This window comes from Arthrobacter sp. C2 (assembly GCA_024207135.1).
Taxonomy (GTDB): Bacteria; Actinomycetota; Actinomycetes; order Actinomycetales; family Micrococcaceae; genus Paeniglutamicibacter.
In genome coordinates this window covers 3,438,692-3,462,895 of the sequence record CP042428.1, presented here as the reverse complement: position 1 = coordinate 3,462,895, position 24,204 = coordinate 3,438,692, and the positions used below count along the sequence as shown (strand labels likewise).

Genomic DNA, 24,204 nt, shown 5'->3' with positions numbered 1-24,204 from the left:
TCTGGTTACATATAGCAAGGGAACGAGTGGGGAAGGTGGCGAACGCCTACGTGGCCAAGGAATCCGCTGTCGAGGCCGGGACGATACCCGACCCGGTGCTCAGGTCCATCGGCTTCCTGGCATTTTTTGACCGCTTCGCCACCCCGCCGATGCTCGTCGCCCTGGCCACGGTCACCGAACTCACCCTGGCCCAGGCAGTCCAGCTGGTTGCCGCCTATTCGCTGTTCTACGCGCTTGGACAACCGCTCTGGGGCTTGCTCAGCGACCGATTCGGCCGGTTGGCGGTGCTGCGGCTGGCGCTGGCCGGGGCCGCGGTCGGAGCCGTCACGAGCACCTTGTTCATGGCATACCTGCCGTTGCTCGTGGTCCGTTCAATCACCGGTTTCATGTTCGGCGCGCTCTATCCGACCCTGCTGACGCTGCTGGGCGACACCCGGAAGGGGACGGACCGCGCACGGGGACTCTCGGACCTGCAGATCTATTCCTCACTCGGGGCAACCTTGGCCACTTTGGGTGCCGGAGCCGTTGCAACCTTTGTGGATTGGCGGTTGGTCTTCGGGCTTCCCGCCCTCGGGGCCGCGGCAATACTGGTGGCGCTGGCAAGGGTGGAAGCTCCTCCGGCGGTGCGAGGCCGGTTCCGGCTGCGGCGAGCCTTCACTCCCGCCGCGGTTGGCCTCTATGCCATTGCCCTGCTGGAAGGCACAGTGTTGCTCGGCGCCCTGACCTACATCGTGCCGGCGCTGCAGCACGCCGGCGTGGGCATCGGGTTGGCCGGGCTGTTGGCCACCGGCTATGCAGTCGGCGTCATTCTCGGGGCACGCGCGATGAAGGTCCTGGTGCATCGCTTCTCCCGGACCCGGCTGATCCTTGCCGGCGGCGCGGTGTTGGCGCTGGCCTGCGGGATCTCCATGCTCTGGCCGGTCCCGGCGGTGGTCACCGTGACGGCGACTCTGATAGGCGTGGCCAACGCGGTCATGCACTCGTCCATGCAGGGCTGGGCCACGGACGTGGCACCGCAGGCCCGCGCGACGACGGTATCGCTGTTCGCCGCATCGCTGTTCCTGGGCGGCTCGCTGGGAAACTTTGCCACGGCAACACTGGCCGAGGCAGGTTCCTATGCCGCTATCTTCGGATTCGGCCTGCTGGCCAGCGTGGTGCTGACAATCGCCGCGACGATCGGCCATGCCGCATGGACCCGCCGACACGCGAATCGCACAACCCCGGGATAACCACCGCGGGGATTTCCGGGGTTTCGCCCAGTGCCCGTTACCGAGGTTCCCTGCCCGCAAGCTCCGGCGTCAGGCGCGAGGTGTCGGCGCCAGCATGAATTCGCGTGCCGCTCGGATCTGTTCCGCGGTGGGCCGGATGCCCGTGTAGAGCACGAATTGCTCCACGGCCTGCAATGTTGAAACATCGACGCCTGTCACGACCGGATTTCCCGCAGTGCGTGCCGCGCAAATCAACTGCGTTTCCGTCGGGACGGCAACCACGTCAAACACCGCCTGCGCGGTGGCCACTTGCTCCGGCGAGAACGGCATCTGGTCCGCCTCCGCGCCGCCCGCCATCCCGATAGGGGTGACATTGACCAACAATTCCGCGCTTTCGGCGGCTTCGGGCGCCCACGTGAAGCCGTAGGTCTCGGCCAGGTTCCGTCCTGCCGCCTCGTTGCGGGCCACCACCACGACGTCGCCAAACCCGGAGTGCGCCAGCGCCGCCACCACTGCCTTGGCCATCCCGCCGGAACCCCGCACCACGGTCCGCAGTGCAGGGGAAACGTTGTGGATACTCAGCAGTTCAACGACCGCCGAGTAGTCGGTGTTGTGGGCGGTGAGGATCCCGTTGTCGTTGACGATGGTGTTCACCGACTTGATGGCCGCCGCCGACGGGGCCAAGTGGTCTACGAGCGGGATCACCGCTTCCTTGTAGGGCATGGATACTGCGGCACCGCGGATGCCCAGCCCACGGACGCCGGAGATGGCCTGGGCCAGGTCGGTCGGGGCGAAAGCCTTGTAGATCCAGTTAAGTCCCAACTGGTCATAGAGGTGGTTGTGGAACAGCGTCCCGTTGTTGCTGGGCCGCGCCGCCAGCGAGATGCAAAGCGTCATGTCCTTGTTCAGTATCGGCATGCCCCGAGTCTATTCCGGCAGCCACGGCCCCAATTTTCTGGACGTCCAGAAAAACGGTCCGAGGCAACAGTCGGCCCTGAACGGGAACCTGGAGCAGCAAACTGCGAGCGCTGACAACGAACAAGACCAACTCATGTGAAGCACGAATAGCTGTCGGCCGCGCTCGATGCCGTCGTCAGGGACTTCCGGTCCGCCGCGCACCCCCTTGCCCGCCACTGGTCATTTCCCGAAGGAAAAGACCACACCTACCGCACCTGAACTTTGCGTTTTGCCTTGTTGGTCAGCCGTTGGGCAAGTCTTCACGGGCTTGACCTCATGCCGAACCCCAATGGCGGCTTTCCATTCATCGGCGTTTGGAAAGTTGGTGACGGTCGGCAATATAGCCGGCTGGTTTCCCCAAACCGGAGGTACGTCATGCCCACGTCCACCCAACCGCCCAAAAAACTCCCCACCCGGCCGCTCGGCATCATTGTAGGAACCGCTGCCGTTCTCGTTGCAGGCACACTGCTACCCTCGTCCGCCGGAGCCGCGCCAGCCCAGAGCGACTGGGACGCAAATGCCTACCGCGGCTCCGTGGACGTTGTTGAATCCAACGGCACCAGCAACCAGGAATCACTCAAAGGCGTCGTTTTCGACGATTCGAACAAGAACTCCGTTCTTGACGGCAACGAACGGGGTCTCAATGGCGTGGCCGTATCCAACGGTCGCGATATCGCCACGACGGACTCGAACGGCCGCTACGAGCTGCCCGCCTTTGAGAACATGACGGTTTTCGTCACCCAGCCGCGCGGCTACCAGGTCCCGGTCGATGAGCACAATGTCGCCCAGTTCTTCTACAACCACCTGCCCGCGGGCTCCCCGAAGCTGAAGTTCGGCGGGATCGCACCCACCGGTGCCCTGCCGGAGGCGGTGAACTTCCCGCTGGCCCATAGCAAGCTCACCCAGTCTCCCGAGCAGCACTGTGCCATCGGCGCCGATATCCAGACGTACAACGAGAAGGAGGTCGAATTCGCCCGCAACGGCGTGTTCGCGGACCTCGCCGAACGCCAGGACTACGCGGGCTGCGGTGCGCTCTTCATCGGGGACGTGGTCGGCGACGACCTCTCGGTCTTCACCCAGACCCGCGAACTGACCTCCATGCTCAATGGCCCGGCGCGGTTCCTGCCCGGCAACCATGATCTGGACTTCGATGCGCTCGACGGCGAGCACGAGTTCGACTCCTACCGCGCACAGTTCGGGCCGGAGTACTACTCCTACGACGCCGGCAAGGCCCATGTGGTGGCCCTGAGCAACATCGAATACCCGACGAAGGTGCCCGCGAAGAAGGGCGACTACACCTACGGGCTCGGCGAGCGCCAGCTCGAATGGTTGCGCGCCGACATCGCGAAGGTCCCGAAGAACAAGGTGATCCTGCTGGCCGGCCACAGCCCGCTGCTCGAGTTCTACTACAGCAACTCCCACACCACGAAGCAGCTGCAGGAGATCTACGAGATCCTTGAGGGCCGCGAGGTCGTCTCGCTGGGCGGGCACACGCACATGGCGGAAAACCTGCGCAAGGGCGACCTGATGGCCGGATGGCGCGACGAAGTGGGCGAGGCGGGCCTGCCGTTCACGCACCTGACCGTGCCCGCGGTGTCGGGCCATTGGTACGGCGGCCGGGTCCTCGATGGGGGTTACCCGACATCCGTCCAGCGCGACGGCACCCCGCCCGGCGTGCTGACCCTCGACATCAAGAACACGGAGGTCACCGAACGGTTCACTGTCCGCGGCGGCGACGGATCCGAGCAGATGTCAGTGGGCCTGAACACCCCGAAGTACCGGGCCTGGTACGCGGACAACATCTCCGTGCCGCGCGGGTCGGCTCCGGAACTGGAAAGCCCGATGGCGGTATCCCGGGCCGATCTGGCGGGCCAGGCCTGGCTGACGACCAACTTCTGGATGGGTTCGACCGGTTCCACGGTCGAGGTCGAAATCGACGGCGACGAGCCGCTGGTTGCATCGCGGACCCAGCAGCTACGTGGCGAAACCCCGCTGGTCGGCTCCGAGTACTCCGATCCCGTTGCCATTGCGGAGCAGTTCGTCCACGGCGGCGGCTTGGCAGACAGGTCGATGCACCTGTGGCGCCTGGCGCTGCCCCCGGGCCTCGCCGTCGGAGAACACACCGCCGAAGTCACAGCGACCGACGTGCACGGCCGCGAATTCAGCGAGACCCTGGCCTTCGAGGTCACCGAGTAACTCCTCGGTTCACGCGTCCAAACACGATGGCGGTGCGTCACGGCTTTGCGGCCGCGGCGCACCGCCGTCGCTTGTGCAGCTATCTTCCGGGCATCCAGCCCATGCAATAGTCGAGGTTCGCGATGACTGTGCGCACGGCGGCATCTCCGTCCCCTGCCTCGATCGCCTCGAGCAACTCCTCGTGCCCGGCGGCCAGGCAACCGTCAAAGCCGGCCTCGAGCCGCTGCACCATCTTCGTCCCGTGGAAGACGTCCCCGAAGCTTTCGTAGAGTTCGTGCAACAGCGTGTTTCCGGAGGCTTCGGCGATGCGCAGGTGGAATTCCCAGTCCGCGGACGACCATGCCTCGTAGTCCCCGGCATCCCAGCTTTCGCGCCGTTGCAGCAGCAGCGCACGCAGGACCTCGACCACCGCGGCGTCGGCCGCGCCTGCGGCAAGCCGGGCGGCCTGCGTGTCCAGGGCGAAACGCACCTGCAGCACGTCCTCGTCCGCGTGCTCGCGATAGACCCGCTGGGCGGTGCCGCTGATTTCGCTGGTGGCCCGCACGTAGGTCCCGTCCCCGCGCAGCACCTCGAACAAGCCGGCGTGGGCCAGCGCCTTGACCGCCTCGCGCAGGGTTCCGCGGGAGACACCGAATTCGGCGATGAGTTCGGGTTCGGAAGGGATTTTCGCTCCCACGGCCCAGCGGCCCGACGCGACGGCCTCGCGCAGCCGGGCAACCACCTCGTCGGCCAGTGGAAGCCTCACGCCGGGGGTGCTCATGCCCGCACCTCCACCGGGGTGCCTTGCTTCCGTCCGATTCCGCCGAGCCGGTATCCCAGGAAGAACTGCACCAGGGTGACCCCGACGAGGATGACCAGCGGAACCGTCCAGGACCCCAGGACCCCCTGCAACAAGCCGAGCCCGAACGGGCCGGCGGCGGCGACCAGGTACCCGACGGACTGGGCCAAGGTCGACAGCGCGGTGGTTTCGGCCGCACTCTCGCCGCTGCGGCTGATCATCAGCATCAACAGCGGGAAGATGCCCAGCCCCAGCCCGGTGAGCACCGCGGGGACCACGGAAAATTCGACCGGGAGCAGCAGAAGTGCGGTGAACCCGGCAGTGGCAGACCCGCAGGTCAGGACGAAGGCGGGGCGCAAGAGCCGTGGTTTCGAGGCCATCCACAGCAAGAGCAGGACCGTCGGAATGCTGACGGCCTGGACCAGCCCCAGCATGAAGCCGGCGGTGGCGGGGTCGGAGCCGCGCGAGATGAGGATGTGCGGCAACCAGCTCAGCAGGGTGTAGACCAGCAATGCCTGCACGGCGAAGACCGAGGTGAACAGCATGCCCTTGCGCGTGGCAAGCATGGGCCACGGGGAAACGTGCGGCCCCGCCGGTCCGTCTGCGCGGCTCCCCCGGATGGCCAGCGGCAGGAACACCAGCAGCGCCAGGGCGGCGGGGACCGCCCAGGCGGCCAGCCCGAGGGTCGGGGATCCCAGCCGCGCGGCAATCGGCACGCTGAAGGCCGCGGCGCTGGTCGCACCCACCGACATGGTGACGGTGTAGGTCGCGGTCATCGAAGCGGTCCGGTGCGCGTGGTGCTCGCGGATGAAGGAGGGCATGGCCACGTTGCAGATGGCCAGCCCTGACATGCCGAGCACGGTTCCGGCCAGCAGCAGCCAGGTGGATTCGAAGGCACGCACGGCCAGGCCCAGGGTGAGCAGCAGCAGGGCCACGCCGATGGCACGTTCGAGTCCGGTGCGCTTGACCAGCCAGGCGGTCCCCGCGCCGGCGAAGGCGAAACACAACACCGGGATGGTCGGCAGCAGCGAGGCCACCAGCGTGCCGTAACCCAGCAGTTCCTCAAGGTCGTGGAAGAGCGGCGCCGCGGAGGCGATCCCGGCGCGCAGGTTCAGTCCCACCAGCACCACGGCCGCCACCGCCAGGGCCCCGGAAAACCAGCGATTCCGCCTTGCGGGGGCCGTTGGCGGCACCGGGGCACCCACCGCGGCCTCCGCCGCCACCATTTCGGCGGCGACATCCTCCATGGCCTGCGGCGGGGCGGAGGGTTGGCGGGTGCTCTCTGAATTCATGTTTAAACATTAGACGTCTGATGTTTGTTGCGACGAATTTCGTGCCCTTCCCAACAATCCGGCATGACCGGCACCGGGCTCCGATAGGCTGGCGGCAGCACCCCGCGCACCACTTTGCGCTCCACCTCCGCGATTCAGAGGAGCCCGCCACGCATCCCCGTCCTTCACCGCGCACGACCCTGCCATGGGTCATCGCCGGCATAGTGGTCGTGGCCTTGAGCCTGCGTGCTCCGATCATCGCCCCCACCGCGGTGATCCCCGGCATCACCGCCGACACCGGGCTCAGCGCGATCGGGGCCGGGCTGCTGACCGGGTTGCCCGTGCTGCTGTTTGCACTCGCCACACCGCTGGCCACCCGAAGCATCCGCCGGTTCGGGCCCGAGGCCACTATCATCCTGTGCCTGGCCGGGGTGCTGGCCGGAACCGTCATCCGCTCGATCGGACCGGCACCGGTGGTCCTGGCCGGAACCGTGTTGATCGGTGCGGCCATGACCCTGGGGAACATCGCTGTCCCCGTGCTGATCCGCCGGGATGTCCCGTTCAACCGGATCTCCGCCGCCACCGGCGCCTATTCGGCCACCATGAACATCGGCTCCATGGCCACGTTGCTGGGCACCGCGCCGCTGGCGGCCCTTGTTGGCTGGCGCTGGGCGATCGCGGCGTGGGGCGTGGTGACCGCCGCTGGACTGGCCTATTGGCTGCTGCGGCAACGACGCGGGCGTTTTGCACCCACGCCCCGCGAGGCCGCGGCATCGCCGGCGCCCGCGTTGTCCGACGGGCCCGGCGCACTGGCCGCCACCGCACGCGGATCGGCCGACCGGACCCGCTTCCGGCGCGTCGTCGGGCTGCTGGTCCTGGCCTTCTGCGGCCAGTCCGCCGCCTACTACGCCACGACCGCTTGGCTGCCCCTGCTGCTGGCCGACACCCGCGGACTGGCTCCGGCCTCCTCCGGCGCAACGGCTTCCCTCTTCCAGATTGCGGCCGTCGTCGGGGCGTTCGGCGTTCCGTTGCTGGCCTCCCGCACAAAACTCTGGATCGCCACGGCCGTCATCGCCCTGTGCTGGGCCGCGCTGCCGATCGGACTCCTTGCCGCCCCCGAGCATTTCGTGCTCTGGGCCCTCATCGGCGGGGTGGCCCAGGGCGGCGGGTTCACGGCGATCTTCTCGATCATCCCCCGGGTCGCCCACAACAATGCCGACGTGGCAACCGCGTCGGCCCGCATCCAGGGCAGCGGATACCTCGCGGCCACCTGCGCCCCGCCGCTGGCCGGGTGGCTGAACGGCGCCACCGGATCCTGGACCATGCCGCTGTTCCTGGTGCTTGCCGCGACCCTGGCCTTCACCATCGGCTCGCTGTTGGCCGTGCGGCTCTCGGGGCGGCAATAAGCCCCCGCGGGGCGCACCGCATTTGTGCCGGCAGGCCCTCCCCTTCAGTCCTCCGTCGCCCGTGCCGGGCGGCGGCGCAACGGGGCAACCCACGGCTCACCGAAGATGAGTTGGGTTCGGCAATGCGCGACCTGGGGCAGGGCGAGGATCTTGTCGATGATGAGGTTCTGTAGTTCGGTGCTGTTGGCCACCGCGACGTGGAGCAGGTAATCCTCGGAACCGCTGACGTTGTACAGCGCAAGGGTCTCGGGCAGCGCGAGGGCTTTCTGGACGAAGTCGTTGGCCGTGTCGCGGGCATGCGGACGGATCTGGATGCCCAGGAACGCCTGCTCTCCCCGCCCGAGCAGGCTCGGGAGCACGTGGGCCCGGGTGGCGACGATGGTGCCATTGCGCCGCATGCGCCGGATCCGCTCCAGGGCGGTGCTCGGAGCCACACCGACCCGGGCCGCGATGTCCTTGTTCGGCATGGTCGCATCAACCTGCAGCAATTCGAGGATTGCCCAATCAACCGCATCAAGTTCGGGGATCCGATTCAATTTCCTCGTCAATTCGTCCATGGCCCGAGTCTAGCGAATCACCTGTTTACAGTGGGTTCATTGCTCGATGACAGGGAGGTGCTCATGGGCGTGGAAACCTGGATGACGTTCATTCTCGCGCTGCTGGTGGCCCTGGCCGTGCCGGGCCCCGACCTCGTTCTCGTGGTGCAGTCGGCGACCCGCGGTGTGCGGGAGGGCGCCTCGACGGCGGCGGGCGTCGTCACCGGACTGGCGCTGCACGCGGTGCTCGCCGTCGCCGGGGCGACCGCCCTGCTGGCGGCCAAGCCCGGTGCGCTGAGTCTCGTGCAGCTGCTCGGTGCCGGCGTGCTGCTGTGGATGGGGACGGCGATGCTCCGCTCCCGCCGGGCGGATGCCCGGGCCCCGTCCGCCGCGAAACCCGCAACAAGGGGCGGGTATGCCCGCGGATTCGCCACAAATGCCACGAATCCGAAGGCGCTGCTGTTCTTCGCCGCGGTCCTGCCCCAGTTCATCGGGCGCGGCGACGACGCGGATCTGCGTACACTCGTGCTGTGCGCGAGCGTTGTCATCGGCGCCGGATTGTGGTGGTCCGCGGCCATCGCCCTGGTGCGCATCTTCGGCTTCCACCGGTCGCCGACCGCGGATCGCGTCGTCACGCTGCTCGGCGGCGTGGTGTTGCTGGCCATCGGCGCGGGACTGCTCGCGACCACCATGACCGACCTGGCCGGAATCGGTTCGTGAGACTGCCAGCCACACCTCATGCCGCATCATTCGACAAGGGCGGACCGGGTCCCTCCCGGTCCCGCGAAAGGAACAAGGCCACCATGACCCGCATACTCATCGTCGGAGCCGGCGCGACGGGCGGTGCCCTCGGGGCGCGACTGCTCGACGCCGGACAAGACGTGACGTTCCTCGTCCGCGAGCGACGCGCCGCCGAGCTCCGTGAAAACGGGCTTCGCTTCCGCGCCCCGGATACCGCCACCAGGCACCGCGTGCGCGCCGTGACCGACCTGGCCGACAGTGCGCCCTTCGACCTCGTCGTGCTCGCCGTCAAGGCACCTGCATTGCCCGCGGTCATCCCCGCGCTGAAACCCGCGGTCGGGCCGGGCACCCGCCTCCTGCCGCTGCTCAACGGAATGGCCCACCTGGAGGCCTTGGAAGATGCGTTCCCGGGCCAGGTGCTCGGGGGCCTGGTGAAGATCGTGGCGACTCTCGACGAGGATTCAACCGTCGTGCAGATGACCGAACTGAGCACCCTGTCGATCGGGGACCCCCGCGGCGGCACCGTCCCGGAGCAGATCGTCCGGGCCCTCGACACGGCCGGGATCGGCCTGCAGGTCGCTGACGACATCACCGCCAGGCTCTGGGAGAAGTGGGTGTTCATCGCCGCTGCCGGCGTGATCACGTGCCTGTTCCGCGGAACCGTTGGCGACATCCTGGCCGCCGGAGGCGAAACGTCGATATTGGACGCCATCGACGAATGCGAGCAGGTCGCCGCCGCCTCCGGCCATCCGGTCAGCGGGCCGGGCCACGCCCAGTCGCTGGCGTTGCTCACCGAACCGGGTTCCGGCTTCACCTCGTCGCTCTATCGGGACCTGGAGCATGGCGATCCGCTTGAGGCCGAGCACATCCTGGGCGACCTCGCCGCCCGCGCCAGTACCCTCGGTGTCTCCGCGCCGCTGCTGGATGCGGCCCTGCTCCAGCTGCGCACGCATCACCGGGCAGCGGCCCGGGCCCATGCCTCGGCGCAGGAGGCTTCGGCATGAGCACCGGGATCTCCAGCTCCACCCTGGCCACCATCGGCAACACCCCGGTGGTGCGGCTGCAGCACCTCGTGCCACCCGGATCCGCCGAGGTGATTGTCAAGATCGAGGCCGGGAACCCGACCGGCAGCTACAAGGACCGCATGGCCCTGGCGATCATTTCGGAAGCCGAGCGGCGCGGGGACCTCAGACCGGGACAACGGGTCGTGGAATATTCCGGCGGCAGCACCGGCTCTTCCCTGGCCTACGTGTGCGCGGTCAAGGGCTACCCGTGCACCATCGTCAGCTCGGACACCTTTTCGCAGGAGAAGCTGCGCACCATGCGCGCGTTCGGCGCCGAGGTGGTGGTCGTGCCCAGCGACAACGGCCTGATCACCCCGGAACTGTTCGACCGCATGCGCGAGGTCCTGAAGCGCATCGTGATCGACGAAAACGCCTACTGGACCGACCAATTCCACAACACGGACGCCCTGGCCGGCTACGACGAGCTCGCGCTGGAGCTGCTGCGGCAGACGCGCCACGACGGGGTGGCCGTGGACGCGTTTTGCGCCGCGGTCGGCACCGCGGGCCTGTTGGCGGGGGTTTCCCGAACTCTGAAAGTGCACGCCCCGGATGCCACCATCACCGCCCTGGAACCCACGGCGTCCCCGATGCTCAGCGCCGGGCACGCCGGACCCCACCATGTTGAAGGCATTGCGACGGGCATCGTCCCGCCGTTGCTCGCCCGCGGCCTCTACGACCGGGTGCTTGCCATCGATGAGGAAGACGCCAGGAGCTTGGCACTGCCGCTCGCCCGCAGGGAGGGCATCTTCGCGGGCACGTCAAGCGCCCTGAATATCGCCGGCGCCCTCCGGCTCGCCGCGGAGCTTGGGCCAGGGCACACCGTTGCGACCGTCACCTGCGACACCGGACTGAAATACCTGGCCGGCGACCTCTTTGAACCCGGAGCCGCCCTGTAGACCCCGGGTGGAATACGATCCGCCCCCGGCGCGTTGGCCACCGTTGTGAAGAACATCGGATTTTTGTCATTCGGCCACTGGACCGACCACCCGTCCTCGGCCACGCGAAATGCGTCCGACGCGCTGCTGCAGGCCATCGACCTCGCGGTGGCGGCCGAGGAGCTCGGCGCGGACGGCGCCTACTTCCGCGTCCACCACTTCGCCGCGCAGCACGCGTCCCCGTTTCCCCTGCTCGCCGCGATCGGGGCGCGGACCAGCCGCATCGAGATCGGCACCGGGGTGATCGACATGCGCTACGAGAACCCGCTTTACATGGCGGAGGATGCCGGCGCCGCCGACCTGATCTCGGGCGGACGGCTGCAGCTGGGCATTAGCCGTGGTTCGCCCGAGCAGGTCATCGACGGGTGGCGCCACTTCGGCTTCTCCCCCGCCGACGGCGAGTCCGACGCGGACATGGGCCGGCGGCACACCGAACGCCTGCTCGAGGTGCTCACGGGCGAGGGCTTCGCGGAACCGAGCCCGAACCCGATGTTCCCCAACCCTCCAGGTCTGCTGCGCGTGGAACCGCATTCGGTGGGCCTGCGCGAACGCATCTGGTGGGGCTCCGGCTCCAATGCGACGGCCGTGTGGGCCGCGAAGCTGGGCATGAACCTGCAAAGCTCCACACTCAAGGACGACGAATCCGGCAAGCCCTTCCACGTCCAGCAGGCCGAGCAGATCGAGCTCTACCGCCAAGCGTGGAAGGAAGCCGGCCACCAGCGCGAGCCGCGGGTCTCGGTCAGCCGCAGCATCTTCGCGCTGACGGAAGAGCGGGACTGGCAGTACTTCGGACGCGACCGCCACAGTTCCGACCAGATCGGCAACATCGATGCGAAGACGCGCGCGGTCTTCGGCAAGTCCTACGCCGGGGAACCCGACGAGCTGGCCAAGAAACTGGCCCAGGACGAGGCGATTGCCGCAGCGGACACCCTGCTGCTCACGGTCCCGAACCAGCTCGGCGTCGAGTACAACGCCCACGTGATCGAAGCGATCCTCACCCACGTGGCGCCACTACTGGGCTGGCGCTGATCCCGCCGCCGGCGCGCGGGGCCGAGCCGGCATCCCCACGCGCCGGCGCATCCCCGCCCTAGCCAACAGTGCATTTGCTGATGCATAATCAGGCATGCACACGCCCATGGACGAGAACCAGGACCGGGACACGCTGCGCTACCTGCGCCTGATGCTCCTGGTCATTCCCCTGCTGCTCCTGGTGGCCATCGCCTGGTACGCCTGTTGGACCGGGCGTATCTGGGAATCCATCAGCTCCTACTATCTCGGCCCGGCCAGGAACCTGTTCGTGGCGATGATGGTGTCCACCGGCGTGCTGCTGGTGGTCTACAAGAGTCTGGCGCTAGAATCCACGGCTAGATAGACTGATTTCCTCCGAACGCGACGACACACGGGAGCAGAATGCGAGACGTCTCAGCAGGTAGAGACATAGTCAATTCCACCATCATGGAAATCGTTGGCAATAATCCCAGTGTCGAAATCCTTCAGCAACCCGCGGAGGAGCTCGCTGCGGCCGAGAAACTATCCCGCAAGGTGGTGCGAGGGGGTCGCAAAAAACGCGCAACCCTGGCAGCAATCTTCTCTGTCATCGCGCTAGTCGCATTCGCCGCGGCCTGTCTACTCGGATACTTTTGGCTGTTACAGGATGGCAAGATTGGAATCTCGGACATCATTCGCGATAGCTCGAACATCACGGTGGGCGCGCTCGTTTCTACTCTTGTCTCCGCCGCGGTCAGCTTCGTCACCGGTGCTTTCGCCTACCAGCAGAAGGACCCCAGCAATGCCGAGGCAATCAACTCCCAGCGCTTGAGGACAATCGCCACGCGATGGGATGAGCTGAAGTTCTTGGGATTTCCAAAGTCGGAGATGCGGCAGCTTCGCAAGCGGCAGTAGCCGCTCCGCTTATTTAGGGAACCATCCCGAACCAGCTCGGCGTCGAGTACAACGCCCACGTGATCGAAGCGATCCTCACCCAGGTGGCGCCCCAGCTCGGCTGGCGCTGATCCCGCCGCCAGCGCGCGGGACCGAGGCGGAACTGCCCCGCGCCGGCGCGTCCCCGCCCTAGCCAACAGGGTATTTGCTGTTGCACAATCAGGCATGCACACTCCTGTCGACGAGAACCAGGGCCGGGACACACTGCGCTACCTGCGCCTGATGCTCCTGGTCATTCCGCTGCTGCTCCTGGTGGCCATCGCCCTGTACGCCTGGTGGACCGGGGTCATCGGGGACTCCATCAGCTCCTACTACATCGGCCCGGCCAGGAACCTGTTCGTGGCGATGATGGTGACCACCGGCGTGCTGCTGGTGGTCTACAAGGGACCGCCGCTGGAGGACCAGGCGCTGAACCTCGCCGGCTTCTACGCGATGTTCGTCGCCTTCGTCCCCGCCGGGCTGGGCCAGACCCTTGGCACCCTGGACCCCGCCGCGGCACGGGAGCTCATCCAATCCATCCAGGTCTCCGTGGTTGCGGTGCTGGTCGTGGCGCTGGCATTCGGGTGGCTGGAGTGGAAGACCCGCAGCTGGTCGCCGCGCTCATTGCTGCAACGCACGGAAACACGTTGGCTGGCCGTGGCAGGCACGCTGCTGCTGGCGGGGTTCCTGGTGCTGTTGCTGTGGCGGACGATCGAAGGCAAGGACTTCGTCGGCGTCCACCTTGCCGCAGCCCTGCTTCTGCTCGCCAGCATGGGCATCGCGATCGCCAGCCACCTGGGCAGCAGCAGGCTTGGTGACACCGACACCAGCGGCGGGCGGGCTGGCCACTATGCGGGGCTGCTGGTCCTGATGGCGCTGGGCGTGGTGGCATGGGCCGTGTTGGCCGCGCTCGGGGTCAGGCAGGCGGTCTTCTTCGTCGAGTGGTACGAAATCGCACTCTTCCTGTACTTCTGGTACCTCGAGACCCGAAGGACCTGGAACCCCGTCCCCGCCCCGGAAACCGGCACGGGCCGGCACGCGGCCGCATGACGCCGGGGCCGCCCCCAAGGGAAACGGCCCCGGCGCGGACCGGAATGCTACCGCTACTTCGCGGCGGGCTCCTTCACGTCCGCCTCCAGCACCGCGCCACCGGCATTGAACGACGCCGCAAGCATGCGCTCCTGGGCGACCTTGGCCTGGTGCAAAGCCCGCAATTCGGCGTGCTTGGGCTTGGAGCGCAGGATCGCGTAGCCGATGCCCAGTGCCACGAACCAGATCGGGGTAAAGAGCAGCGCGGCCAGGGTGTCAGCCTGCGTGGTCAGTGCCCAGAGGATGAAGCCGAAGAAGGCCAGCACCACGTAGGGCATGAACGTTCCGCCGGGCATCTTGAACTTGCTGGCCACGTGCAGCTGCGGGCGGCGCTTGCGGTAGACCAGGTAGCTGATGAGGATGATCGACCAGACGAACATGAAGCACAGGGCCGAGATGGTGGTGACCAGGGTGAACGCCTCGGCCACGCCGCCCTCCGCGTAAAGCAGCGCCACGCCGGCGAGCAGGAACATGCAGGAGAACAGCAGCGCGTTGCGCGGGACCTTGGTGCGGGAGAGCTTCGCAAAGCCCCTGGGGGCGTCGCCCTCCTCGGCCAGGCCGTGGATCATGCGGGAGGTCGAGTAGATGCCGGAGTTCGCACTGGAGGTCGCGGAGGTGAGCACCACGAAGTTCACGATGCCTGCGGCGCCGGCCAGGCCGGCCAGGGCGAACATGCCCACGAACGGGGACTCCGCGGCACTGAACAGCTTCCACGGCTGGACGGCCATGAGGATGACCAGGGCACCGACGTAGAAGAAGAGGATGCGGATCGGAATGGAGTTGATCGCCTTGGGCAGGGTCTTCTCCGGGTCCTTGGTCTCGGCCGCGGTCGTACCGACCAGCTCGATGCCGACGAACGCGAACACGGCGATCTGGAAGCCGGCAACGAAGCCCATGAAGCCGGTCGGGAACATCCCGCCGTCGTTCCAGAGGTTCGCGAAGGAGGCGGTGGCCCCGTTGTTCTCGAAGCCGGTAATGACCATGACCAGGCCGACGACGATCAGCGCGCCGATGGCGACGATCTTGACCAGGGCGAACCAGAACTCGGTCTCGCCGAAGTTCTTCACGCTGGGCAGGTTGAGGGCCACGAGCAACAGGATGCAGGCCACGGCGGGGATCCACAGCGGCAGGTCCTTCCACCAGAACGCGACGTAGTGGGAGATGGCCACCACGTCCGCGATGCCGGTGACCACCCAGCAGAACCAGTAGGTCCACCCCGTGAAGAAGGCGGCCCACGGGCCCAGAATGTCCCCGGCGAAGTCGGAGAAGTTCTTGTAGTTGGTGTTGCTCAACAGCAATTCGCCCATCGCGCGCATCACGAAGAAGAGCATGAAGCCGATGATCATGTACACGAAGATGACCGAGGGCCCGGCCACCGCAATGGTCTTGCCGGATCCCATGAACAAGCCGGTGCCGATGGCACCGCCGAGCGCGATCAGTTGGATGTGGCGGTTGGAGAGCCCACGTTCGAGGTGGGGCGCGGAACTGTTCTTGCTCATGCTGTTGCCTTCCAGATTGGTGCCGGTGCTTCGGTGGCGTGCCATGGACGATTCCCTAACGGTTCTCGCCGACGGGCGCGATGCCCTGGAACAAGGACTTCGCGTTGTTCTCCGAGGCAACCATTCCCAGGCCGGTGCGCTTGCAGGAGTGCCCTGCGGTGCGGCGCTCGGCATTCCCGCGGGACCGCAGCGCGGATTCACGGGGCAGGCCGGCGGGCGCACCAAAGGGCGACCGGGCAGTGGCGTGGGTGGTTGGCGTCATTGGAGGAACTCCCGAATCGCGCGCGGACGGGTCCGCGCTGTTCTTGGATCCTCCCCAATCTGTTGACGTACCTGAGAGTTTCCATCCCGTCCGCAAGGGGATCGGGACTTGCTCCTTCGGTGAGCACGGACCAGACCGTGCTTCTTTCCAGATTCGCCTCTTCGTGGCGGTACGGGGGCCTGAGAGTTTCCTGGGGAGGAATTGCTCCTACGGCGCCCGTCCATGGCGCGGACGGGTCTCTCCCGCCACGTGTCAACGGCGATATTTTGTGATTGCAGTCATAACTTACTGCGCGGTGGCTTGTGGTGCAACTCACAAGCCTTTTGTGTCATCGCCCGCGAAACATGTCGCGGCGCCCCCGAAAAAGAGCCCACCCCGCGGCCGCGGCCGTCACATGAGCCAAAAAGCCAAGTCAGCGATCGGTGCAACAGCCACGGCCCGTTGGCCGGTCGTTTAGCTGCTGGAGCACAGGACCTGCAACGCCGCATGCAGGCCACTGCGGCACCCCCGCCGGGTCTGGTTCCGCCCGCGCAATGGTTCGGCTTCCCCCAGCGCATCCCAGAAGCCCTCCGTGGGCATGGATGAGGGAGGAAGAATGAACCAGCAGTCGGCCAGCGGATCCGCCGGACCCGGGATGCCGGCATCGGCCAGCGTGGTCGCGATCTCCCGGGAGTCCCCGACGCGTTCGGTGCCTGCCCCGTCCCCGGCCTGGCGCGGCAACCGGTACACGGCACCCGGCACGCCCAACTCGAGGATTCCGGCGACGGCGAGGAATCCGAAGCCGATGCCTGGCACCTCGACCGCCCCGGGCGGCGGATCGGCCACGGGAACCGAATCCCAGTCAACGCCGCTCATGATTCCTCCTCGATCGCCGACCAGGACCTCGCCCCGGCCCGCGCGGCCAGCCCAACCGACTCGAGACGGACACGATAGGCCAAGGACGCAGGCCGGCATTAATGCCGGAGCGGACGGCCGCGCCGGGTCACAGCGGCTGGCGCCGCACCAGGCGCGTGCCGGTCTTAACCAACATCAGGACCAGCAACAGGATCCCGACGTAGCCGTTGACGACATAGACGATGTTGACCATCTGGGAGAACGGCAGGACCAGGCCGATCACGGTGCCAACCACTGCCAGCGCAATGGTCAGGTACTTGAAGCGCGGCGTCTTGTCGGCGAAGAAGCGCGAGGAGACTGTCCACAGCAACGGCACCGCGGTCGTGTAGATGCCCGCGAGGATCATCACGGAAATCCCGGCGGCAAGCACCGGGCTCACGTCCTTGGCCAGCACGAGCATCGGGATCTCGGTCCCGCCCACTCGCACAATGTTCGCCAGCAGGCCCAGGCCAACAATGATGCAGGCCACCGAAAACGCGATCGACCCTGCCAGGGCCCCGGAGGACGCCTCCTTGCGGTTGCGTGCAGTCTTGCCAAGCGCGGTCAGGAAGGCCGCGAGCCAGAGCATACAGAAACCCACGTAGGACAGGCCGGCCATGAACCAGTTCGTGGAAGCCTGGGTCAAATCAAGACCCGAAAGCAGGGCGTTGCCCTCCGCGATCCCGCCCGGGTTGCGGAAGATTCCCAACAATCCGAGGGCAATGGCGACCACGACGATCACCGGACCGATCTTCCCGATGACATCGACCAAGGACTTCAGGCCAAACCACACGCTGATGCCCACGACCACCGCCAGTCCGATGCCGCCAACGTATCGCGACATCCCGTAGTGCTCCTCGAAGACAGCGCCGGCGCCGGCGACCATCACGGTGAAGCTCAGGAAAACGAACAGGATCGAGAAGTAGTCGAAGAAGGTCCCCAGATGCTTGCCGCAGTAGTAGTGGAAGATCCGCGACGGCCGGTCGAATTTCTTCGCCTGCCCGACCACGAAGAATTCGACGGCCACATAGGTCATCAGCACCAGGACCAGCAGACCGGTGCCGAACACGCCCCAGTATCCGTAGGAAGTGAAATACTGCAGGATCTCCTGCCCGGTGGCGAACCCGGAGCCTATGAGGAACGCGATGATCGCTCCGGCATAGGTGAGGACGCGAAGGAAGCTCGCCTTTTCGACGGTGTCAAGATGCGCCCTGGTGGGGGATTTTTGTGGCATGTGGCTGTTGTCTCCCGTGGTTCTCGCCGACGCCACCAAAGATGCGCCGCTCCCTGATATATCAATTTCCATAGAACGATATGTCTCAGATGTGACCTAGTCAACAAACGAAAGTAATATGACGGGCCTCACGCCGGTTGAGCTTGGCTTTGGGCTGGGAGGCATTGGGTCACTGAGGACACGGTGCAGTTCTTCGGCACCGATGCCGCTGGTCAGAACCGCCCAGCCACCACCGAGTGAAGCTCGAGCCAGGCACGTTCTCGGTTTTCCCGCAGCATTTCCTCCTGGCGTGGCGAGAACACCAATAGCGGGCCGAAGACCAGTCGACGGCGCGGAGCCGCATGGGCTGCCGCGGTCGTCCGAGAGGTACGTTTTCTGGCCCGATGGCGGGCACCTGCACGGTTGTCGAAGGCTGATTGGACATTGAAGGCATCGGTTGAAGTAGTCATGCATCAAGCCTGAAACGACCAGAACCGCCTGACCACCATTCGGCCATTTCCGAATCCTTACCTCGGCGCCGCCGCAAGCCTAGACTCGGTGTCATGCAGATCAGACTGTCGGCCGAGGACCTGACCCGGGTGCGTTTCACCGTCTCGCCCCTGTGGGAAACCGTCACCAGCGTGCGCGCCCTGCAGCTCGGAACCCGGTTGCACCGACCCTGGATCACGGAGGCGACCTCGCGCATCCTGGCGTCGAGGGACCCCGCGAAACTAGACCACCTGAAACTACTCACCACATTGATCCGCCCCACCGGGTTCATTGCCGATTCCCTGACGCCCACCCCGCTGCGGCAGGACACCTTCGAGGCAGGGCTCGCGGCGGTCGCCGCCGTGCCGCCGGAGCTCTGGGTTCGCGACCTCAGCTACCTGATGGCGGTCGAGCGGGACGAATCCAGGCTGGAGACGATCAGCGATTTCTGCGACGATCCGACGGCCGGAGCCACTCGTCTGGTCGACGCCCTGCGCTGGTACTGGGAGACGGCACTTGAGCCGTTCTGGCCCCGGTTGCGCTCCATGCTGCTGGCCGATCTGGACTACCGCCTGGCATTGCTGGCAGAACACGGCATCCACCAGGTCTTCGATACCCTGCACCCCAGCGTACGGGGCACCCGCGACGGACTTGAGGTCACCGCGAACTGCGACGGTACGCACCACGCCGCGCCCGGCAACGGGCTGATCCTGGTGCCCAGCGCATTCGTCTGGCCGCGCACCCTGGTCCTGGATGTCGAACCATTTGTCCCCACACTCACCTACGCCCCGCGCGGGGTTGGCCGGCTGTGGGAGAACAGCCGCCAGGTGAAGGACTCCCCCGTGGCCAAGCTGCTGGGCCACACGCGTGCGACGATCCTGGCCCAGCTCGACCTCCCGATGACCACCACCCAGTTGGCCTGCGCCCTGGAACTTGCAGCAGGAACAGTGAATGGACACTTGAAGGTGTTGGAGGCTTCGGGGCTCACCGACACCATCCGCGCCGGCCGCGAGGTCTTCTATCGGCGCGCAGGCCTGGGCGAGGACCTGCTGGCCCGGGCGTAGCAACGGGTCGCTCCCGGCTTGTCGCTCCGACTGGGTAGGGTCGGGGCATGATCGATTTCAACAACGCCTCCGTGTTCAAGCTCAGTCCGTGCGACCCCGGGGACGTGGCGGGTGAAGTCACCCCCCTCTTTGTCCAGGGCGAGGAACTGCTCGCCGCTTTCAAGGGAGCGCGCGACTACGTGGTCTTCACCAACAAGAGGCTCATCGCCGTGAACATCCAGGGGCTCACGGGCAAGAAGCGCGATTACACGTCGTTGCCGTATTCCAAGGTCCAGGCGTTTTCAGTGGAGACCGCCGGGACCTTTGACCTCGATGCCGAGCTGGATTTGTGGTTCAGTTCCCTGGGCAAGGTCCGTCTAGAATTCAAGGGCAAGGTCGACGTGCGTGCGCTCTCACAGCTCGTCGCCTCCCACGTTCTGTAGCGCAACGCGCCCTTGGTGTGGTCCGGTATTTGCGATTAACGGGAAACTCACAGGCCGAGGCCGGCATCGAATCGGTTGCGTTGTTCGTTGGAATTGAAAGAAAGAACCCACCGAACCAACCAACGGAGCCCCTTGCCCTCTTCCCGCACGGCCACAAGCCTTGTGCTTGCCGACCGACCGGAACCTCGGGACGCAGATACCCTTTCCGGTGATTCGTCGCGCCACCGAACCATCGTGCTGCTGGGGATCGACGGGGCAGGCAAGACCACCACGGCAACAACCCTGGTGGCTTCCCTCCGGAATTCCGGGGCCCGGGCCCAGCTGTTGCGAAACCCGGCCGGGCGCCGTTGGATGACCAGGGTGGCAGCCCGGTTCGGGACGGCGTTGACACCCGCTTGGGCGAATCGACTTGAATCGGTCGTCCGGTGCGTCAATGTCCTGCTTGCCCACAGCCGTGCCGCCGGATTCCACGGAACCACCGTCATGGATCGCCACGTGGCGTGCCAACTGGTCCTGCGCTCCGTCCGCGGCCTGCCCCAAGGGGTCGTCTTGCCGTGGATACTGGCCCGGCTTCCGCGCCCGGATGCGATCGTCCTGATCGACGTCCCGGCCGATGTCGCATACTCCCGGATCCTGCGGCGCGGGGAGGACAGCGAGACCATGGCGTATTTGAGCTCTTCGCGCGAGGCCTACCTGGAGATTGCGCTGGCCAGGGGCTGGCACATCGTCGACGGGTCAGGCACGCCCCAGCAGGTGGCGGCCGATGCCATGCGGGCCGTGACTCGCACCGCTTGAGGCAGTCGGCACCACGCCGCCTCTCTCGCGAACACCGGCAGGCCATCCGCCTACACCGGTGATTCACCGCTCTAACCACCGCTTACGCGTGTTGACATGGGTCGCGATGAAACTCCATTTCTCGGGCGTCTAAAAGACCCGGGCTTCTTCCGTGGATTCCCGCAGCTTCCGACCCATTTCCGGCCTTCTGGCCCAGTTCAGTGCTCGGACAGCTGCAATTTTAGATTTCGCGAAGAAACGCAAATCTTTCCATCAAAACCCTCTAGCTAGGTCTGGCAAAGTGCGGAAATGTAGTTCTTACGCAGAAGGAACGCCGGAACAACCTACCGGGATCACCAGCGAAGACGATCCCGAACCGGCACCGGCAACCAGCAAGGAGAAGGCAATGACCGAGCAGAACTCGACCGAAGACCGTATCGCAGCAATCGAACAGGATTGGGCAACCAACCCCCGCTGGAACGGCGTTACTCGTGATTACTCGGCAGCAGACGTTGTGAAGCTGCAGGGCTCGGTGCAGGAAGAGCACACCCTGGCCCGCCGCGGCTCCGAAAAGCTCTGGAAGCAGCTCACCGAGGAAGCCCCGACCGGCGGCTACACCAACGCACTGGGCGCCCTGACCGGCAACCAGGCAGTACAGCAAGTCAAAGCCGGCCTGCGAGCCATCTATCTGTCCGGATGGCAGGTGGCCGCAGACGCGAACCTTTCCGGCCACACCTACCCGGACCAGTCCCTCTACCCCGCCAACTCGGTTCCGCAGGTTGTCCGCCGCATCAACAACGCACTGCTTCGCGCCGACCAGATCGAGCATGCAGAAGGCATCAAGAGCGTTGAGGATTGGCTCGTGCCGATCGTGGCAGACGCCGAGGCCGGCTTCGGCGGCCCGCTGAACGCCTACGAACTGATGAAGTCGATGATCTCCTCCGGCGCCTCGGGCGTTCACTGGGAAGACCAGCTCGCTTCGGAAAAGAAGTGCGGCCACCTCGGCGGCAAGGTCCTCATCCCGACCCAGCAGCACGTTCGCACCCTGAACGCGGCCCGTCTGGCAGCCGACGTCGCCAACACCCCGTCGGTCGTCATTGCCCGCACCGACGCCGAGGCAGCCACCCTGATCACCTCGGACGTCGATGACCGCGACAAGGAATTCGTCACCGGCGAGCGCACCGCGGAGGGCTTCTACAAGGTGACCAACGGCATCGAGCCCTGCATCGCCCGGGCCAAGGCCTACGCACCGTACTCCGACCTCATCTGGATGGAGACCGGCACCCCGGACCTGGAACTTGCCCGCAAGTTCGCCGAGGCGGTCAAGGCAGACTTCCCGGACCAGATGCTCTCCTACAACTGCTCCCCTTCCTTCAACTGGAAGAAGCACCTGGACGATGCAACCATCGCCAAGTTCCAGCGCGAACTCGGCGCCATGGGCTTCAACTTCCAGTTCATCACCCTCGCCGGCTTCCACGCCCTGAACCACTCGATGTTCGACCTTGCCCACGGCTACGCCCGTGAAGGCATGACCGCCTACGTCGACCTGCAGGAGCGCGAGTTCGCTTCCGAGTCACGCGGCTACACCGCAACCAAGCACCAGCGCGAAGTGGGCACCGGCTACTTCGACGACATTGCAACCGTTCTGAACCCGAACGCCTCCACCCTGGCTCTGGTGGGATCCACCGAAGCCGGACAGTTCCACTAAACAAACCTCGGCGGTTGCCGCCGCGGTTCCGGTGGGCCGGCTGGAGACAGCCGGCCCACCGGGCCACACGTTTTTCCCCGATTTCCCCGGCACACCGCCACCCAAAATCTTGATTCAAGAAGGAGTCACAGCCATGAACGATCCAATCACCCTGAACGGTATTACTTTGGTCGCTGCCCCCGTCCGCCGGCAGGAACAGATCCTCACCCCCCAGGCGCTGGACTTCTTGGCCCAGCTCCACAAGGCATTCGACGGACGCCGTGCAGAACTGATGCAGACACGCCAGCTGAACCGTGCGCGGATCGCCAACGGCTCGGACCCGAGGTTCCGTCCCGAGACCAAGCACATCCGTGACGACGCAACCTGGCAGGTTGCCCCCATCGCTCCCGGCCTGGAGGACCGCCGCGTGGAAATCACCGGCCCCACCGACCGCAAGATGACCATCAACGCACTGAACTCCGGCGCCAAGGTCTGGCTGGCCGACCTTGAGGACTCCTCGACCCCCAGCTGGTCCAACGTCATCAACGGACAGCTGAACCTGCGCTCCGTGCTGGACCGCAACATCGACTTCACCTCGCCCGAGGGCAAGGAATACAAGCTGTACGGGGAGAAGCTCACCGACATGCCCACCATCGTGGTTCGCCCGCGTGGCTGGCACCTGCCGGAGAAGAACCTGCTGGTTGGCGGCAAGCCGGTCTCCGGTGCGTTGGTCGACTTCGGCCTGTACTTCTTCCACAACGCCCAGCGCCTGATCTCCCAGGGCCGCGGCCCCTACTTCTACCTGCCCAAGATCGAGAACCACCTCGAGGCACGCCTCTGGAACGACGTCTTCATCCTGGCCCAGGACCTGGTGGGCATCCCGCAGGGCACCATCCGCGCCACGGTCCTCATCGAGACCATCACCGCGGCCTTTGAGATGGAGGAAATCCTCTACGAGCTGCGCGACCACGCAGCAGGCCTGAACGCCGGTCGTTGGGACTACATCTTCTCCATCATCAAGAACTTCCGTTCCCGTGGCCCGCGCTTCGTGCTCCCGGACCGCGGCATGGTCACGATGACCGCCCCGTTCATGCGCTCCTACACCGAGCAGCTGGTCCGTGCCTGCCACCGTCGCGGTGCCCTGGCCATCGGCGGCATGGCTGCCTTCATCCCCAACCGCAAGGACGAGGCCATCAACACCGTGGCCTTCGAGAAGGTCCGTGCCGACAAGACCCGCGAAGCCAACGACGGCTTCGACGGTTCCTGGGTGGCACACCCCGACCTGGTCCCGGTGGCCCGCGAGGTCTTCGACTCGGTGCTCGGCGACCAGCCGAACCAGCGCGGGAACACCCGTGAGGACGTCACTCCCGACGACAAGGAACTGCTGAACATCGCCGGCACCGAGGGCAAGATCACCGAGGGCGGCATCCGCAACAACATCGAGGTCGGCATCCGCTACATGGAAGCCTGGCTGCGCGGCAACGGCGCCGTGGCCATCCACAACCTCATGGAGGACGCCGCCACCGCCGAGATCTCGCGTTCGCAGATCTGGCAGTGGATCCAGCAGGCAGCCATCACCGATGAGGGGGAACTGATTTCCCGCCACTGGGTCGAGGCGCTGACCGAAGAGGAGTTCGAGAAGCTCTCCCGCTTCGAAGGCGACCGTTTCGACGACGCCCGCGAGATCTTCGAGGCATGCGCCCTGCGTGAGGATTTCCCGACCTTCCTCACAGTCCAGGCGTACAACCGCTACCTGCGCGAGGCCAAGGCACTCGAACCGGCAGCCTAGATCCGCTGTGGTGGCGGGGGCAGGGGGCAAG

General features: G+C 66.0%; 24 protein-coding genes and 1 riboswitch. Of the genes, 15 read left to right on the top strand and 9 right to left on the bottom strand.

Annotated elements, in window-relative coordinates:
• The first annotated feature begins 26 nt into the window (after window positions 1-26).
• Window positions 27-1,229, top strand: coding sequence for an MFS transporter (locus tag FPY90_RS15955; RefSeq protein ID WP_498682074.1), 1,203 nt, complete (start codon window positions 27-29; stop codon window positions 1,227-1,229).
• A gap of 69 nt (window positions 1,230-1,298) precedes the next feature.
• Here the strand turns inward: FPY90_RS15955 and FPY90_RS15950 are convergent, their stop codons facing one another.
• On the bottom strand, window positions 1,299-2,126 hold the full coding sequence (locus FPY90_RS15950; RefSeq protein ID WP_498682072.1) for a shikimate 5-dehydrogenase: 828 nt from the start codon (window positions 2,124-2,126) through the stop codon (window positions 1,299-1,301).
• Window positions 2,127-2,699: 573 nt separating this feature from the next.
• Here FPY90_RS15950 and FPY90_RS15945 point away from each other — a divergent pair.
• The gene (locus FPY90_RS15945; protein WP_498682070.1) at window positions 2,700-4,361 is read left to right on the top strand and encodes a calcineurin-like phosphoesterase C-terminal domain-containing protein; all 1,662 of its coding nucleotides are present in this window, start codon (window positions 2,700-2,702) and stop codon (window positions 4,359-4,361) included.
• 79 nt (window positions 4,362-4,440) lie between these two features.
• Here the strand turns inward: FPY90_RS15945 and FPY90_RS15940 are convergent, their stop codons facing one another.
• Window positions 4,441-5,121: a FadR/GntR family transcriptional regulator gene (locus FPY90_RS15940; protein WP_071214730.1), complete on the bottom strand. Its 681-nt coding sequence runs from the start codon at window positions 5,119-5,121 to the stop codon at window positions 4,441-4,443.
• Window positions 5,118-6,431, bottom strand: a complete 1,314-nt coding sequence (locus FPY90_RS15935) for an MFS transporter (RefSeq protein WP_498682068.1) — start codon at window positions 6,429-6,431, stop codon at window positions 5,118-5,120. Before FPY90_RS15935 ends, FPY90_RS15940 begins: the two co-directional genes overlap by 4 nt.
• A 209-nt stretch (window positions 6,432-6,640) precedes the next feature.
• On the opposite strand from FPY90_RS15935, the gene FPY90_RS15930 reads away from it, so the two are divergent.
• Window positions 6,641-7,816, top strand: a complete 1,176-nt coding sequence (locus FPY90_RS15930) for an MFS transporter (RefSeq protein WP_498682066.1) — start codon at window positions 6,641-6,643, stop codon at window positions 7,814-7,816.
• A 44-nt stretch (window positions 7,817-7,860) separates the two neighbouring features.
• Here FPY90_RS15930 and FPY90_RS15925 read toward each other — a convergent pair whose 3' ends face one another.
• The gene (locus FPY90_RS15925) at window positions 7,861-8,373 is read right to left on the bottom strand and encodes an Lrp/AsnC family transcriptional regulator (protein ID WP_498682065.1); all 513 of its coding nucleotides are present in this window, start codon (window positions 8,371-8,373) and stop codon (window positions 7,861-7,863) included.
• A 39-nt stretch (window positions 8,374-8,412) separates the two neighbouring features.
• Here FPY90_RS15925 and FPY90_RS15920 point away from each other — a divergent pair, with 39 nt between their 5' ends.
• From FPY90_RS15920 to FPY90_RS15890, 7 genes are all read left to right on the top strand, one after another.
• Entirely contained in the window at window positions 8,413-9,072 is a 660-nt protein-coding gene (locus tag FPY90_RS15920; protein WP_498682064.1) for a LysE family translocator, read from the top strand.
• 83 nt (window positions 9,073-9,155) lie between these two features.
• Entirely contained in the window at window positions 9,156-10,097 is a 942-nt protein-coding gene (locus FPY90_RS15915; protein WP_498682062.1) for a ketopantoate reductase family protein, read from the top strand.
• A complete protein-coding gene (locus FPY90_RS15910) occupies window positions 10,094-11,053 on the top strand; it encodes a PLP-dependent cysteine synthase family protein (RefSeq protein WP_498682061.1) in 960 nt (319 codons plus the stop codon). Before FPY90_RS15915 ends, FPY90_RS15910 begins: the two co-directional genes overlap by 4 nt.
• A 45-nt stretch (window positions 11,054-11,098) precedes the next feature.
• Complete coding sequence (locus tag FPY90_RS15905; RefSeq protein ID WP_498682059.1) at window positions 11,099-12,121, top strand: LLM class flavin-dependent oxidoreductase; 1,023 nt, start codon at window positions 11,099-11,101, stop codon at window positions 12,119-12,121.
• 106 nt (window positions 12,122-12,227) lie between these two features.
• Window positions 12,228-12,464 (top strand): hypothetical protein, encoded by a 237-nt coding sequence (locus FPY90_RS15900; RefSeq protein WP_498682057.1) that lies wholly within the window; start codon window positions 12,228-12,230, stop codon window positions 12,462-12,464.
• 83 nt (window positions 12,465-12,547) lie between these two features.
• Complete coding sequence (locus FPY90_RS15895; protein WP_498682055.1) at window positions 12,548-12,994, top strand: hypothetical protein; 447 nt, start codon at window positions 12,548-12,550, stop codon at window positions 12,992-12,994.
• A 204-nt stretch (window positions 12,995-13,198) separates the two neighbouring features.
• Window positions 13,199-14,062: a hypothetical protein gene (locus tag FPY90_RS15890; protein WP_498682053.1), complete on the top strand. Its 864-nt coding sequence runs from the start codon at window positions 13,199-13,201 to the stop codon at window positions 14,060-14,062.
• Window positions 14,063-14,115: 53 nt separating this feature from the next.
• On the opposite strand, the gene cycA is transcribed toward FPY90_RS15890, so the two are convergent.
• From cycA to FPY90_RS15865, 5 genes are all read right to left on the bottom strand, one after another.
• Window positions 14,116-15,600 carry a D-serine/D-alanine/glycine transporter gene (gene cycA / locus FPY90_RS15885; protein ID WP_083411232.1) on the bottom strand — a complete coding sequence of 495 codons (1,485 nt, stop codon included), beginning with the start codon at window positions 15,598-15,600 and terminating at the stop codon, window positions 14,116-14,118.
• A 55-nt stretch (window positions 15,601-15,655) separates the two neighbouring features.
• Window positions 15,656-15,862, bottom strand: coding sequence for a hypothetical protein (locus FPY90_RS15880; RefSeq protein WP_498682050.1), 207 nt, complete (start codon window positions 15,860-15,862; stop codon window positions 15,656-15,658).
• 157 nt (window positions 15,863-16,019) lie between these two features.
• A riboswitch (glycine riboswitch) is annotated at window positions 16,020-16,117 on the bottom strand.
• Window positions 16,118-16,315: 198 nt separating this feature from the next.
• Window positions 16,316-16,717 (bottom strand): hypothetical protein, encoded by a 402-nt coding sequence (locus tag FPY90_RS15875; protein ID WP_498682048.1) that lies wholly within the window; start codon window positions 16,715-16,717, stop codon window positions 16,316-16,318.
• 127 nt (window positions 16,718-16,844) lie between these two features.
• Entirely contained in the window at window positions 16,845-17,969 is a 1,125-nt protein-coding gene (locus tag FPY90_RS15870) for a YkvI family membrane protein (RefSeq protein ID WP_071214724.1), read from the bottom strand.
• Window positions 17,970-18,181: 212 nt separating this feature from the next.
• Window positions 18,182-18,418 carry a hypothetical protein gene (locus FPY90_RS15865; RefSeq protein WP_498682045.1) on the bottom strand — a complete coding sequence of 79 codons (237 nt, stop codon included), beginning with the start codon at window positions 18,416-18,418 and terminating at the stop codon, window positions 18,182-18,184.
• 93 nt (window positions 18,419-18,511) lie between these two features.
• Here FPY90_RS15865 and FPY90_RS15860 point away from each other — a divergent pair, with 93 nt between their 5' ends.
• The 5 genes from FPY90_RS15860 to aceB all read left to right on the top strand — a co-directional run bounded on the left by FPY90_RS15860 (window position 18,512) and on the right by aceB (window position 24,173).
• Window positions 18,512-19,501 (top strand): ArsR/SmtB family transcription factor, encoded by a 990-nt coding sequence (locus tag FPY90_RS15860; protein WP_498682043.1) that lies wholly within the window; start codon window positions 18,512-18,514, stop codon window positions 19,499-19,501.
• 47 nt (window positions 19,502-19,548) lie between these two features.
• Window positions 19,549-19,923 (top strand): PH domain-containing protein, encoded by a 375-nt coding sequence (locus FPY90_RS15855; protein WP_498682041.1) that lies wholly within the window; start codon window positions 19,549-19,551, stop codon window positions 19,921-19,923.
• A 162-nt stretch (window positions 19,924-20,085) separates the two neighbouring features.
• Window positions 20,086-20,718 (top strand): dTMP kinase, encoded by a 633-nt coding sequence (locus tag FPY90_RS15850; protein ID WP_498682039.1) that lies wholly within the window; start codon window positions 20,086-20,088, stop codon window positions 20,716-20,718.
• A 385-nt stretch (window positions 20,719-21,103) separates the two neighbouring features.
• Window positions 21,104-22,405, top strand: a complete 1,302-nt coding sequence (aceA, locus tag FPY90_RS15845) for an isocitrate lyase (RefSeq protein WP_498682038.1) — start codon at window positions 21,104-21,106, stop codon at window positions 22,403-22,405.
• Between the two features lie 133 nt (window positions 22,406-22,538).
• Entirely contained in the window at window positions 22,539-24,173 is a 1,635-nt protein-coding gene (gene aceB / locus FPY90_RS15840) for a malate synthase A (RefSeq protein ID WP_498682036.1), read from the top strand.
• Window positions 24,174-24,204: the final 31 nt, after the last annotated feature.